The sequence below is a fragment of the Sphingomonas mucosissima genome (assembly GCF_002197665.1).
In the GTDB taxonomy this organism is placed as follows: domain Bacteria; phylum Pseudomonadota; class Alphaproteobacteria; order Sphingomonadales; family Sphingomonadaceae; genus Sphingomonas; species Sphingomonas mucosissima.
The window spans coordinates 933,794-947,750 of record NZ_NBBJ01000001.1 but is presented as its reverse complement, the minus strand read 5'-3'; the positions used below and the strand labels follow the sequence as shown (position 1 = coordinate 947,750).

The 13,957-nt window shown below is 63.7% G+C and carries 13 protein-coding genes and 2 tRNA genes; 9 read left to right on the top strand and 6 right to left on the bottom strand.

Translation table 11 applies throughout. The features are described from left to right. The first annotated feature begins 38 nt into the window (after positions 1-38). The 8 genes from SPMU_RS04515 to SPMU_RS04480 all read left to right on the top strand — a co-directional run bounded on the left by SPMU_RS04515 (position 39) and on the right by SPMU_RS04480 (position 6,652). Positions 39-380 (top strand): LapA family protein, encoded by a 342-nt coding sequence (locus SPMU_RS04515; protein ID WP_088332302.1) that lies wholly within the window; start codon positions 39-41, stop codon positions 378-380. A 3-nt stretch (positions 381-383) separates the two neighbouring features. Beyond that, positions 384-1,058 carry an orotidine-5'-phosphate decarboxylase gene (pyrF, locus tag SPMU_RS04510; protein ID WP_088332300.1) on the top strand — a complete coding sequence of 225 codons (675 nt, stop codon included), beginning with the start codon at positions 384-386 and terminating at the stop codon, positions 1,056-1,058. Positions 1,059-1,142: 84 nt separating this feature from the next. After that, positions 1,143-1,778, top strand: a complete 636-nt coding sequence (locus SPMU_RS04505) for a phosphoribosylanthranilate isomerase (protein WP_088332298.1) — start codon at positions 1,143-1,145, stop codon at positions 1,776-1,778. Next, complete coding sequence (gene trpB, locus SPMU_RS04500; RefSeq protein ID WP_088332296.1) at positions 1,775-3,004, top strand: tryptophan synthase subunit beta; 1,230 nt, start codon at positions 1,775-1,777, stop codon at positions 3,002-3,004. Before SPMU_RS04505 ends, trpB begins: the two co-directional genes overlap by 4 nt. Positions 3,005-3,059: 55 nt before the next feature. After that, positions 3,060-3,851 (top strand): tryptophan synthase subunit alpha, encoded by a 792-nt coding sequence (trpA, locus tag SPMU_RS04495; protein ID WP_088332294.1) that lies wholly within the window; start codon positions 3,060-3,062, stop codon positions 3,849-3,851. After that, complete coding sequence (gene accD, locus SPMU_RS04490; protein WP_088332292.1) at positions 3,848-4,708, top strand: acetyl-CoA carboxylase, carboxyltransferase subunit beta; 861 nt, start codon at positions 3,848-3,850, stop codon at positions 4,706-4,708. The genes trpA and accD overlap by 4 nt, the downstream gene beginning before the upstream one ends. Positions 4,709-4,814: 106 nt before the next feature. Beyond that, entirely contained in the window at positions 4,815-6,155 is a 1,341-nt protein-coding gene (locus tag SPMU_RS04485; protein ID WP_088332290.1) for a bifunctional folylpolyglutamate synthase/dihydrofolate synthase, read from the top strand. 65 nt (positions 6,156-6,220) lie between these two features. Next, positions 6,221-6,652, top strand: coding sequence for a DUF6628 family protein (locus SPMU_RS04480; protein WP_211275707.1), 432 nt, complete (start codon positions 6,221-6,223; stop codon positions 6,650-6,652). On the opposite strand, the gene SPMU_RS04475 is transcribed toward SPMU_RS04480, so the two are convergent. The 6 genes from SPMU_RS04475 to SPMU_RS04450 form a co-directional block, all read right to left on the bottom strand. Then, on the bottom strand, positions 6,642-8,303 hold the full coding sequence (locus SPMU_RS04475) for an AmpG family muropeptide MFS transporter (RefSeq protein ID WP_342746429.1): 1,662 nt from the start codon (positions 8,301-8,303) through the stop codon (positions 6,642-6,644). The genes SPMU_RS04480 and SPMU_RS04475 overlap by 11 nt on opposite strands. Positions 8,304-8,495: 192 nt before the next feature. Next, a tRNA-Asp gene (locus SPMU_RS04470) sits at positions 8,496-8,572 on the bottom strand. Between the two features lie 88 nt (positions 8,573-8,660). After that, a tRNA-Asp gene (locus tag SPMU_RS04465) sits at positions 8,661-8,737 on the bottom strand. 24 nt (positions 8,738-8,761) lie between these two features. Then, positions 8,762-9,976, bottom strand: a complete 1,215-nt coding sequence (locus SPMU_RS04460; RefSeq protein ID WP_425442142.1) for an AI-2E family transporter — start codon at positions 9,974-9,976, stop codon at positions 8,762-8,764. Positions 9,977-10,096: 120 nt separating this feature from the next. After that, positions 10,097-10,822 carry a Crp/Fnr family transcriptional regulator gene (locus SPMU_RS04455; RefSeq protein WP_088332288.1) on the bottom strand — a complete coding sequence of 242 codons (726 nt, stop codon included), beginning with the start codon at positions 10,820-10,822 and terminating at the stop codon, positions 10,097-10,099. Positions 10,823-10,853: 31 nt separating this feature from the next. Continuing rightward, entirely contained in the window at positions 10,854-12,584 is a 1,731-nt protein-coding gene (locus SPMU_RS04450; RefSeq protein WP_088332286.1) for a class I adenylate-forming enzyme family protein, read from the bottom strand. 114 nt (positions 12,585-12,698) lie between these two features. Here SPMU_RS04450 and SPMU_RS04445 point away from each other — a divergent pair, with 114 nt between their 5' ends. Then, positions 12,699-13,922: a serine hydrolase domain-containing protein gene (locus SPMU_RS04445; RefSeq protein WP_088332284.1), complete on the top strand. Its 1,224-nt coding sequence runs from the start codon at positions 12,699-12,701 to the stop codon at positions 13,920-13,922. Positions 13,923-13,957: the final 35 nt, after the last annotated feature.

Genomic DNA, 13,957 nt, shown 5'->3' with positions numbered 1-13,957 from the left:
CGTCGTAATAGCGTCCGCGCCATGCCGGAGCCTAGTTCATGCAGTTCCTGAAAATCCTCTTCTGGGCGTTGATCGCGTTCGCGGCAGCCCTGTTCACCTTCGGCAATTGGAAATGGGTGCCCATTTCATTGTTTGGCAATCTGGTTGCGGAGGTGAATCTCCCGGTTCTGCTGCTGGTGACGTTTCTGGCGGGGTTCCTGCCAACGTTTCTGTATCAGCGCGCTGTTCGCTGGCGGCTGCGCCAGCGGCTCGCCGCCGCCGAACGCACCGTTGCGGATCTTCGCGCGCTCGAAATGCCGTCAACGCTCCAGCCCGCCAGTATTCCCGAGCAGCCTGTGCCGCCCACGCCTGCGGTATCCAATTCTCCAGAGGTCGCCTGACGCATGTCCAACCGCATCTTCGTCGCTCTCGACACGCCGGACCTGCAGCGCGCAAAAACGATGGCGGCGCGCGTTCGCAACCACGTCGGCGGTCTCAAGCTGGGCCTCGAATTCTTTGCCGCCAATGGTGCGCATGGCGTCCGCGAGATGAGCCATGTCGGGCTGCCGATCTTTCTCGACCTGAAGCTGCACGATATTCCTAACACCGTGGCAAAGGCCATTCAGGCGCTCAGCGGTTTGGCGCCGGCGATCCTGACTGTTCATGCATCTGGCGGGCAAGCGATGATGGAGGACGCCAAGGCGGCAGCGCCAGCCGCCACCAAAGTCGTTGCGGTCACCATGCTGACCAGCCTTGACGACAATGATCTGGCCGCCACCGGCGTTCAGGGGCGGGCCCATGATCACGTGCTGAGACTAACCGAGCTTGCCATGCGATCGGGTGTGGACGGGATTGTCTGTTCTGGCGAAGAGGTGGAGGCAGCGCACCGGTGCTGGCCGGCGGGCTTCTTCGTCGTGCCGGGTGTTCGCCCGGCCGATGGCGTCACCGGCGATCAGAAAAGGGTCGTCACGCCGCGGCAGGCGCTCGACCGCGGTGCCTCCGTGGTGGTGGTTGGACGGCCCATCACGCAGGCGCAAGATCCCGACGCCGCGGCTCGTGCGATCGTCGCGACACTCTGACCTGAGGGAAGCACCTTTGATATTCGCCAGGAGAAGCGTGCCCGGCATCGGGGACAAGCTTCGAGCCGACGCGCAGGTCTCACGGTGACTGACGTAAAAGTGTGCGGGATTATTACTGTGGAGGCCCTTGCCGCTGCGGTGAACGGCGGAGCGACTCATGTCGGCTTCGTTTTCTTCGCCCCCTCTCCGCGCAACTTGTCGTTCGACGGCGCCGCTGCGCTCGCGGCAGCCGCCCCGGACCACGTGCGCCGGGTCGGCGTGTTCGTGGATCCAGACGAGGAATTGCTGGAGCGTGCCATTCAGGCAGGTCGGCTCCATGCGGTTCAGCTGCACCGAACGGCACCGCAGCGAACCGGCCATCTGCGCCAACGCACCGGCTTGGAAACCTGGACCGCCGTCGCCGTGAAGGGCCGGGCGGACCTGACCGGTGCGCGAGATTATATTGGTGCCGCCGACCGTATCCTGTTCGACGCGAAGACGCCGGCAAGTGCCGCTCTGCCGGGCGGCATGGGCGTGCGCTTCGACTGGTCATTGCTTGACGGGTTTCAGCATTTGCTGCCTTGGGCGCTTTCCGGCGGGCTCGATCCGGCGAATGTCAAAGAGGCGATCCGTCGCACGGGAGCGCCCCTGGTGGACGCCTCGTCGGGGTTGGAGAACGCGCCCGGCGTCAAGAGCGTGGACAAGATCACCGCCTTCCTGCAAGCGGTGGCCGCATCATGAACGCTCCAAATTCCTTCCGGGCTCAGCCCGACGAACGCGGCCATTTTGGCGATTACGGCGGCCGTTATGTTGCCGAAACGCTCATGCCGTTGATCCTGGATCTGGACCGCGAGTATCGCGCCGCCAAGAGCGATCCCGCTTTCCAGGCGCAGTTCGAGGACCTGCTCGAGCATTACGTTGGCCGCCCGTCGCCGCTTTATTACGCCGAGCGGCTGACGCATGCGTTGCGGGAGAATGCGCCGGACGGCATGGGCCCCGAAATCTGGTTCAAGCGGGATGAGCTGAACCATACCGGCGCGCACAAGATCAACAATTGCATCGGCCAAATCCTGCTGGCGATCCGCATGGGCAAGACTCGGATCATCGCCGAAACCGGCGCGGGCCAGCACGGCGTGGCCACCGCGACCGTCTGCGCCCGCTTCGGGCTCCCATGCGTTATTTACATGGGTGCGAAAGACGTCGAACGCCAGCAGCCAAATGTGTTTCGGATGAAGCTGTTAGGCGCGGAAGTTCGCGCCGTAACTTCAGGTGCGAACACGCTCAAGGATGCGATGAACGAAGCCATGCGCGACTGGGTCGCCAATGTGCACGACACCTTCTACATCATCGGAACCGCCGCTGGCCCGCACCCTTATCCCGAGATGGTTCGCGACTTCCAAAGCGTGATCGGTCGCGAGGCGCGTGAGCAGATGCTGAGCCGCACCGGCCGCCTGCCCGACCTTCTCGTCGCGGCGATCGGCGGTGGATCAAACGCAATTGGACTGTTTCATCCCTTTCTGGACGATGCGGACGTCCGCATGCTGGGTGTAGAAGCGGCCGGCGAAGGACTGGGAAAGAAGCACGCGGCAAGTCTGGCGGGCGGCTCGCCAGGAGTGCTTCACGGCAACAAGACCTACCTGCTGCAGGATGAGGACGGACAGATTGCCGAAGCGCATTCGATTTCGGCGGGGCTGGACTATCCCGGCATCGGCCCGGAGCACGCCTGGCTGAAGGACATCGGCCGCGTGGAATATACCTCCGTCACCGATGACGAAGCGCTCGACGCGTTCCAGTTTCTGTGTCGGACAGAAGGTATAATTCCAGCTCTGGAGCCCTCGCATGCCATCGCAGCGGTGGCCCGCAAGGCACGGGAAATGCGGCGTGACCAGGTCATCCTCGCCAATCTGTGCGGCCGTGGTGACAAGGACATCTTCACCGTGGCGCATGCGCTGGGGGTGGCGATATGATGGCGTGTCGTGGAGCCACTTTGACCAGCGACGCAAAGCTGGTTGGTGATCAGCGATGAGCCGTCTCTCTCAAGCCTTCGCCAAGGAGCATCCGGCTCTCGTCTGCTTCGTCACGGCCGGAGACGGCGATACGTCGGCCGTGCTGGACGCGTTGGTCGCCGGTGGCGCAGATGTGATCGAGCTTGGCATGCCGTTCACCGATCCGATGGCCGACGGACCCGCCATCCAAGCGGCGAATATCCGTAGCTTGGCAGCAGGCACGACAACCGCCGATATCCTCGGGATCGCGCGCGACTTTCGGGATCGGCATCCTGACGTGCCGCTGGTGCTGATGGGCTATGCCAACCCGATGCTCCGTCGGGGCGCCGAGTGGTTCGCCGCGGCGGTGCGCGAGGCTGGTGTCGATGGAGTGATCTGCGTCGATGTGCCGCCGGAGGAAGACGACGCGCTCGGGCCCGCCCTTCGGAGCGCAGGCATAGACCCGATACGGCTCGCGACGCCGACTACCGATGCCGCCCGCCTGCCAGAGGTCCTGAACGGCGCCTCGGGATTTGTCTATTATGTATCGGTTGCCGGTATCACCGGGCTCCAGCAGGCGGCGCAGGGCTCCATCGACGCGGCTGTCGCTCGGCTGAAAGCGGCAACGGATCTGCCGATCGCGGTCGGGTTTGGCGTGCGAACGCCTGAACAGGCCGGAGCCATTGCCCGTGTCTCCGATGGCGTCGTGGTCGGTTCAGCGATTGTTGAGCTGGTTGCTCGTCATGGCGCCGACGCAGCGATCCATGTGCGCACTTATGTTCAAGGCTTGGCGGCCGCCGTACGCGCCGCTCGGAAGGGAATCGCATGAGTTGGTTGTCCAGCGTTCGCAACGCTTTGTCGTTCGTTGTTCCGGCAACGAAGGAAACTCCCGACAATCTCTGGCACAAGTGCAAGGGCTGCGGGACGATGGTCTTCACCAAGGAGTGGGAAGAGAATCTGTCGGTCTGCCCATCGTGTGATCACCACGGCCGGATCGGACCTGCGGCACGCTTCGAACAGCTGCTCGATGCAGGCAGCGTGACCGTACTCTCGGCACCAAGCGCCCCGGAAGATCCACTGAAGTTCCGCGATTCGAAGCGCTATTCGGATCGCTTGAAGGCCGCCAGGGCTGAGACGGGCGAGCAAGACGCGTTCATCAACGCCCGGGGCACGATCAAGGGGCAGCGCGTCGTGATCGGCGTGCAGGATTTCGCCTTCATGGGCGGCTCGATGGGCCAGGCCGTGGGTGAGGCCTTCATCCAGGGCGTGGAAACGGCAATCGCCGATCGGGCACCGTTCATCGTTTTCACGGCCAGCGGCGGCGCGCGAATGCAGGAAGGCATTCTCAGCTTGATGCAGATGCCGCGCAGCACCGTGGCGATCCAGATGCTGCACGATGCCGGCCTGCCCTATATCGTCGTGTTGACGGACCCGACCTCCGGCGGCGTGATGGCCGCCTATGCGATGCTGGGCGACATCCACATTGCCGAGCCGCGCGCCACGCTGGCGTTCACGGGGCGTCGCGTGATCGAGAACACAATTCGCGAGAAGCTGCCGGACGACTTCCAGACCAGCGAATACTATCTCGAGCATGGATTGATCGACATGGTCGTTCACCGCAAGGAGCTGCGCGACCAGCTGGCGACAGTGATCGGCTATCTCTGCGCCGAGCGTAAGGCGGCCTGATAAGGGGCTTTCTGCCATCTCAGGCAGAGGGTGGTGTTAGATGAAAGAACGTCGGCGGGTCGTGACGGCCCGCCTGCGTTTAGGTGCGTGGAGAGCCGGAGCACCAATGCCCGACCATGCCGTTTCTAGTGATCCAGCGGTACAGACGCAGCTTGCGCGGCTCTGGGCGTTGTCGCCCGGTGCAGACGTCCTTGGGCTATCGCGCATCACGGCGCTCCTTGCCCGTCTGGGAGATCCGCATCTGGGCCTCCCACCGGTGTTCCACGTCGCCGGCACCAACGGCAAAGGTTCAACCTGTGCCTTCCTGCGCGCCATACTGGAGGCGGCCGGCAAGCGGGTTCACGTATATTCCAGCCCGCACCTCGTCCGCTTCAACGAACGGATACGAATTGCCGGCACCCTGATCGACGATGCTGCCCTTGCCGTGTTGCTGGAAGAAGTGCTGGATGTCGGTGGAGACATCGGAGCGAGCTTCTTCGAGCTAACCACCGCCGCCGCCTTTCTCGCCTTTGCGCGCGCGCCGGCTGATGCTTGCGTGATCGAGGTGGGCCTGGGCGGGCGGCTAGACGCGACCAACGTCGTCCGGCCCCTCGTTTGCGGGATCGCCGGTCTCGGCATTGACCATGAAGCGTTTCTGCTGGCCGAAGAGGCAGGCACACCGGCCGTGCCCATCGCCCGCATCGCGTTCGAAAAAGCAGGAATAGCCAAGACTGGTGCGCCGTTGGTGACCCTTGATTACCTGCCGGTCGCGAACGATGCCGTTCGTGCAGTAGCGAGTGCCAAGGGCGCTGTTCTCGTTCGCGCCGACGAGGCATGGTCGTTCGGGGTGGATGCCGGCGGCTTGACCTATTCAGACGATAACGGCGCGCTTCGGCTGCCCTTGCCGAACATGGCGGGAAGCCATCAGGCAAACAACGCCGCGCTCGCCGTGGCCATGTTACGTCACCAAACGGCCGTGCCGATGACCCCGGAGCATATGGCCGCGGGGACTAGCGGCGCATTTTGGCCTGCACGGATGCAGCGCCTGAGGCGCGGACCGTTGACCCGTCTTGCCGGCGCGGAGCCCTCGGGCGGCATATGGCTCGATGGCGCTCATAATGAGTCGGCGGCTGCGGCCATCGCTCAGACTTGGCCTCGTGAAGCCCGCACGGCGATTATCATCGGCGTGCTGGCAAACAAGGATGCGCGGGCCGTGCTGCGTCACTTGATCGGCATGGCCGCATCAGTGCGCATCATTGCGATTCCAGTTCCGGGGCACGCTCACCATCAGCCGGCGGAGCTTGCGGCTGTCGCGCTTGAGAATGGCGCCGAAGCGGCCACCACGGCGCCGAGCGTCGAGGCCGCATTCACCGCGCTTGCCTCGGTACCTGTGGACCGCGTTTTGGTGGCGGGCTCGCTATACCTTGCCGGCGAGGCGCTCGCCCTAAACGAGGAGATCCCGAGCTGACGAACTTTTGAGATTGACTTGCAATAGCGGATTAGAGGAGACTTGTCGGCGAAGGAGGCTCTTCCATGACGATGTCTGCAGCAGCGACCCTTGCTCTCTTGCCGCACCCCTTGCCCAGCTGTCCAAACGCGCGAACCGCCCTGTTCGCGATGCGAAGGATGGGCGCACACGGCCTGAACGATGCGCGCGCGGCTCATGCGGTTTTCTCCGCCTTTGGCGAACGCTTCCGGCGACCATTGATGTTGATCCGTGGTCTGATGGTGGATCTCGCCACGGCTGCCGCCGGCACGATCTCCATCGCGCCGTGCTGCTACGGTCGCATGACCCATGCCGAGGCCGCCCTGCTCACCATCCTGGCACGCGTCGAGGTGCAAACCGAAACTGCCCATCTGTTGATGGCAGACCTTCTTGGCGTGCGGACCGTAGACGGCGTGCTGGCCAGCGCTGCGGCTGTTGCGATGGCCTTCGCTGACGAAGGCCGGCCGATCACGGCTTAGGAACCTCGACCGGGTTGGCCAGCGATGCTTCCGGCGGCACTTCCGGTGCGCGAACCCGCGGCGCACCGCGCCACCATTCGACCAAGACCAACGCCACCGCCAATAGCCCCAGCAGAGCGGTAAAGCGGAAGACCGGAGCATAGCCGATCTGCTCGATCGCCTCACCCATCGCTGCACGCCCCAGAGCGCCGACGAGGAAGGTCAGCGATGACAGGAGTGCATATTGCACTGCCGAGTACGTGCGTGACGTGATGGAGGAGATGTAGCCGACGAACGCCGCGCCAGCGAGGCCGCCGGCAATGTTCTCCCCCGATATGGCGATCATCAGGCGAACCATGCGCGCGTCGGCACCGAGCCCATACAAGCCGAAGAACCCGGCGAAGGCGTCGATACCCGCACCGCCGGTCGCCAGGTCGGCGTACAACAGGTTCGACGCCGCGGCGGTGGCGGCGCCCGCCAGCATGGTGGGCATGCGGCCGAGGGTGGTGAACATCAGCCCGCCGAGCGCCACGCCAGCGATGGTCATCAGCACGCCGAACATCTTTGACGCGAAAGCCACCTCGTCATTCGAGTAGCCGAGGAAATCGAGATAGAAGGGAAAGGCAAACGGCGCCCAAATCGAATCGCAGATGCGGTAAACGAGGATCAGTGCCACCACGACGATCGCACCCCAGCGCAAGCGATCCACCAGCTCAGCCAGCGGCAAGACAAGCGCGCGATAGCAATGGTCAAGCGCCCGGCGACCGGCCTGCGGCGTGGGCTGACGCACGCGGTTTGTCCACGCGGCGACCAATGCCGGCACGATCACCGTCATCACTACGATCCAAGGGCCCCACAATTTGGTAAAATCCCCCGCCGAGGGCGCCTTCCCGCCCGGCGGCGGCGGGGTGAGCGCCTCCACCATGAACGCGCCGAGCAGCAGGATTGCGGCGCCCCAGCCGACGCCGACGATCGCCAGCGCGATCGCGCGCCGGCGCGGATCGGGCGCGGCATGGTCACCGAGCGGACGAGCGCGATCCTCGGGCACATCCAGCGCTTCCGGCGCCGCGAGCGTCGCTGCAACAAGCACCAGCATCGCGATGCCCATGCCCATATAGACCAGCGGCCAACCTGTTCGCGCCGCGATCACCAGCGCCAGGGCGCCCCCCGCGAGCGCGGCGAAGCGGTTACCCAACTGGTACACGGCCGACAGCAACTCCACCGTTGCGACGTCGTCGGCGATCTCGATCCGCCAGGCGTCGAGCACGACATCCTGAGTCGCGGACAGGAATGCCGCAAGAACCGCCAAGCCAGCGAAAGTGCCGATGGCGTTGATCGGATCGGTCAGCGCCAGCAGCCATAAAAGGATCGCGAGCGACACCTGGCACAGCACGAGCCAGGAGCGCCGCCGGCCGAGCCGCGCGAGCAATGGAGGACGTGCCCGATCAACCAGCGGCGACCAGAGAAATTTGAAGGCGTAAGCAAGGCCGATCCAGGACAACACGCCGATCGTCGCCAGACTCACCTTCAGCTCGCCAAGCCACGCGTTCAGCGTGCCGATCAGCAGAACAAAGGGCAGCCCTGACGAAAAACCGAGCGCCAGCATGACGGCCGTCTTGCGGCTGCCAAGCGCCGCCTTGAACAGCCCCCACCCCTTTACGCGTTGCGACACCTGATACTCCCCGCCGGTCAAGCGATCGTGACTAGCCGGAAATCGCCTGGAGGTAAGCCCCCGCTCGTCGCTCGGCAGCGGCCGCCCGTCCGTGTGCGGCCCGCCCGATGCACGTCCCCGCGCAACTCGCGCACGAGTAGTGCCCGTTCGGGCTATACTGATCGAAGATGTGAGGAACCGCCATCCCATGGATGGCGCGAGTGACGGGGCTCGAACCCGCGACCTCCGGCGTGACAGGCCGGCGCTCTAACCAACTGAGCTACACCCGCTCGAACAATCCAGACGCTTTCTGTTATCCCCTGCCGACCAGTACAGAAACTGCACCGTCACCCAAGGGACGATCCTCCACCTTGAAGGTGGCGCGAGTGACGGGGCTCGAACCCGCGACCTCCGGCGTGACAGGCCGGCGCTCTAACCAACTGAGCTACACCCGCTTGGATCAGCGTGGAGGCGCGCCACTATGCCACCGGCGCTGGGCTGTCAACGACCTCATCTTCGCTTTTCCCGAATCCTCGCGATCTCTTCGTCGGCTGCCGCGTCAACGTACCATGTTCGAAGAGGAACCCGGCGATGTCCGGCTTGCCTGCACCGTTGATGATCGTCTGGATGATGATGAGCAGCGGCACGGCGAGCAGCGCGCCCACCGTTCCCCACACCCATCCCCAGAAGCTGAGGGATACAAGGATCAGTACCGGGCTGATCGTCAGGCGATGGCCGACGATCAACGGAGTCACGACATTCGCCTCGATCAGGTGGAGGCCGTACATGATCGCCGGCGCGGCAAGCGCCGTCGCCACATCGTTGAATGTCATCAATCCGCCGAGCGCCACGAGGAGCGCCGCGATCACCGGCCCGAAATACGGTATGTAGTTGAAGAGCGCGACAATTCCGCCCCACATCAGCGGGAACGGCATGCCGAGCAGATGAAGCGCGCCGGCCGTCACAAGGCCAAGCGCGATGTTGATGGCGGTGATCGTCCCCAAATAGCTGGAAACATCGTCTACCACGTCCTGGATCACCCGGGCGGTCGCCATTGCGCCCCCGAAGCTTTCGCGATTGGTGATCATCTTCGTTCTGGTGCGCGTCCATGCCGCCAGGAAGAAGAAGGTGACCAGGACGGCGTACAGGATCTGAATGATGGCCGCCGGAGCAGACGTGGCGGCGAGTTCGAGAATCGAACTCGGCGGCGCCACGGCGGCACTCGGGGACTGGCGTACCGGTGCGGCCGCAAGCCGCCGCAGCGTCCGATTGGCGTAACGCTCCAGGTTCGAATACAAATCGAGCAGCGGTTCCAGGTTCTCCTGAATACGATCGATCCGAGTCGGCAGCAGGCGAAAGAAGTCGATGGCCGGCACCACGATCGCGGCTACGGCGACGTTCGCGGCGACCAGGAACACGATCACGCAGATCAACGAGGCAATCGCCGGCGGCAGCCTGCGCGCCTCTAGCCATTCCAGCAGCGGGATCAGCGCGATGCTGACCACGATCGCAACGGCGGTGGGCATGAAGAATTCGGCACCGGCCTTCAGCGCAAACGGCAAGCCGATGATCAGACCCATCCCCGCCGTGAGCGTCAGCGCCGCGAGCAACCGATCGCGCCGCAGGGCGACGCGCGGCTCTTCCGGCGGACTAACTACCGGCACCTGCTCAGCAAGACCGTCCTGGAGCGAAATGGGAGAGCCAGCGAAAGCGTCAGCCACGCGGCGCAAGCCTGCAGGCGGCGATCGCAGACCTGACTCGCGCCTGATTACGACGGGCCTCAATGAGACAGGATCGTGGAAGCGTGCCGTCGATCATTCCTGCCAGGGTCCGTTCCCGAGATATAGATAATCAGCCTTGAACTCTCCCAGTCGGGCGAGTCGGTCAATATCGAGTATCTGCAGCTGACCGCGCGCGATGGTTGCGAGCTCCTCCTCGCGCAGTCGTCGCAGCACGCGGTTGACGTGAACACTGGTCAGCCCAGCGACGTCGCCCAAATCCTGCTGCGTTAGCGGGAGATCGCACCGACCATCAGCCGCCCGTCCCACCGAGTGCATACGGTGATATGTCTCACAGATGAAATGCGCCAGGCGCCCGGCGGCGTCGAGCCTTCCATTACGGAAGATCCACTCGCGATGCACAGCCCCGTCGATCAAGGTGCTGAACCAAAGCAGGGTTGCCAGATGCGGCTGTTCTCTCATGATCACGTCAAGTTGATCATGGCGGATGTAAGCCACGGTCGCCTGCGAAATGGTTGCCACGTTATGGTCGATGTACCGTGTGGGATAACTGTGAAGATCAACGAAATCGCCGGGGACATGGTACGACAGTATTTGCCGATAACCGTCACGGGCATCCATGTAACGGCAGGCATAACCTTCGACGAGCAGCGTGCTATGCTTCAGGCGATCACCGCGATCGGCCAGCGCCGTTCGCGCCGGCACTACTTCCACTTCGCCGACTGCCGCTTCGATCGTGGTGATCTCCTCGACCGATAGCTCGTGCCTGCGTCTGCCTCGTAGAAAATCGTGAGTGTGCATCGACGACCTTTCGTTTCGCCGATGCAACGCTTCATGCTGCGACGCGATCCTCGAAGTAGCTTTTCAACTCACGTTTGAGGATCTTGCCGTTGGCATTGCGCGGCAGCATCTCGTCGCAGAAGCGGATCGCGACAGGCACCTTGAATGCGGCAAGCCGCTCGCGCACCCATGCCTGGAGCTCCGCCTCCGTCGCGGTTGCGCCGGGCGCCAGGTGCACTACGGCGGCGGGCTCTTCGCCTAGCGTGCGATGGGGAATGCCGATCAGCGCGCAATCGGTGACCGCGGGGTGATCATAAAGGACGTTCTCCACCTCGCTGGAATAGATGTTCTCGCCGCCGCGGATCACCATATCCTTGGCGCGGTCGACGATAAAGCAGAACCCCTCCTCGTCCAAGCGCGCCAGATCGCCGGTACGCACCCAACCATCCACGAAGGTGGCAGCGGTCGCCTCCGGCTTGTTCCAATACCCTTTGACGATCATCGGCCCGCGCGCCCACAGCTCCCCAATGGCACCTGTAGGCAACACCTCACCATCAGGACCGGTCACCTTCAGGTCCGCAACCGCGACAGCTGGCCCGCAGCTTTCGGGCCGGCGAAGATAATCCTCGCCGGAATGGGTGGTGACGGTTGCGGTCGTCTCCGTCATGCCCCAGCCGTTACCCGGCGCGGACTTCAGCTCTGCGGCGATCTTGCGGACCAGTTCGGGGGCGGACGGCGCGCCGCCGTAGCCGATCGTCTCCAGGCTGGAGAGATCGTAGCGGTGACGCTCGGGGTGCTCCAGCAATTGCCACGCGATCGTTGGCACGCCGCCGGTGGAGTTCACCTTTTCACGCTCGATGATCTCCATGGCGCGCACCGCATCGAATTTCCGCATGTAGATGACGGTGTGACCGGCAGCTACCGCGCCCATCAGCCCGGAAGAGAGCGCGGTTGCGTGGAACAGCGGAATAACCGTTAGCGCTACCTTCTGGCTGGGTTCGGGCAGCGGATCACCGCGGCGCAGGATCGAGCGCGCCATGGCGTAACCGGTCGACAGAATATTGGTCATGAAATTGCGGTGCGTGCCGAGCGCGCCCTTCGGCTGCCCCGTCGTGCCGCTTGTATAAAGGATCGTCGCCTCGTCCTCGGGCTGCAGCGCGACTGCCGGCAGCTCGCCGGATGGAAGATGCGGCCAATCCTGGGGAATACCGATCACGTCTTCCAGGCGCTCGGCGCCGTCCAGGGGCGTACTGGCGCGGCTCACCAGAACGCGGCCGAGGCCGACCAATTGCCCGCGCAGTGGCGCAATCCGCTCCCACCGCTCGTCGTCCGCAATCAGGATCTTCGCGCCTGAGTCCGTCAGGCCATAAGCTAGCTCCTCGCCTGTCCACCAAGCGTTGAGCGGAACCGCGATCGCGCCGAGCACCGTGGAGGCGAAGAAGGCGACAATCCACTCCGGGAGGTTGCGCATGGCGATCGCCACGCGATCCCCCTTTTGAACGCCGCCGGCGGCAAGGTTCGTCGCCAGTGCCGCAATGGCGCGGAACTGTGCGTCGTAACTGACCCGCTCATCCTCGTAGATCGTGGCGAGCCGCTCGCCATGAGTGCGGGAAAGCGCCACCAGCGCCGCCATATGCGGCGGCGCATTCTTCCATATTCGGGTCGGCACGCCCCGGATGTCCACCGTCTCCATCTCGAACTTCGCGCCCGGGGCGGTGAGCACCGCCTCCGCCTGCTTCACCGACATGGCCGGCCATGAAGCAGGCAATGGTTGCGTCGCCATGTCGAAATCTCCCCGCATTCAAAATCGCGTCACTATGCGCTCACGTTAGGATTGATTCACCGCCCGCTCAAGCGATAGGAAGAGCGCAATTCGAAGTCGGGGTATGGAGGGGCAATGAACATCGTGTCACCCGAGAAACATGGGTTTGATGGCAAGCGCCTGAGCGACATTGATACCTTCCTGAAAGAACGGTACCTCGATTCGGGCCACTTCCCGCACACGCAGCTGCTCGTGTCGCGCGATGGTGAAATCGTTCACTTTTCCTCACAGGGCGCCGCGCGGGAGGGTGGCTCCGCCGCCATCAACGAGGGCAGCATGTTCCGCATCGCCTCCATGACGAAGCCGATCACGTCGGTGGCGTTCATGATGCTGGTGGAGGAATGCAAGGTCGCGCTCGACACGCCGGTCCACCACGTCCTGCCCGAGTTCAAGAAGCTGGGCGTCTACGCCGGCGGCGGCGCCGGCGTGCCGTTCCTGACCCGGCCGACCGAAGAGCCGATGCGTATGGTCGACTTGCTGCGGCATACCTCTGGCCTCACCTATGGCTTCCAGAACCGGTCCAATATCGATGCCGCGCATCGCGAGCTGAAGCTGGAGAATTGGCACGGCAATTACGACCTCGACGGTTTCGTCGCTGAGTTGGGCAAGCTGCCGCTCGAATTCTCGCCGGGAACGAGCTGGAATTATTCAGTGTCGACTGACGTGCTCGGCGCGGTGGTGCAGCGCGTCTCGGGCATGTCGTTGCCTGACTTTTTCGAACAGCGCATTTTCAAACCGCTGGGCATGAACGACACCGGCTTCACCGTGCCGGCAGAGAAGCTCGACCGGTTGGTTGATTGCTACACGCTGATTCCCGGCAAGGGCCGCGTGATGTTCGACCGCGCCGCGGAGAGCATGTGGTCGAAGCCTTTCACCCTCGTTTCCGGGGGCGGTGGTTTGGTTTCTACCGCGCTCGATTACCAGCGCTTCTGCCAGATGTGCCTCAATGGCGGCACGCTTGATGGCGCGCGTATTCTGGGTCGCAAGACGATTGACCTGATGACGCAGAACCACCTGCCAGGCGGCGCTGATCTTTCGGCCATGTCAAAATCGCTGTTCAGTGAAACGCAAAACGCCGGCACCGGCTTTGGCCTCGGCTTCGCAGTGACGATTGACACTGCCCGCTCGATGATGCCGGGTAGCGTAGGCGAATATTATTGGGGTGGCATGTTCTCCACCGCCTTCTTCATCGATCCGGTGGAGCGGCTGACGATGGTGTTCATGACGCAGCTGTCGCCCAGCATGATCTATCCCATTCGGCGCGAGCTGAAGACGATGATCTACGCGGCGCTCAACTGACCATCCCTTTCGAGCTGGTTTGACCGGCCGCACGA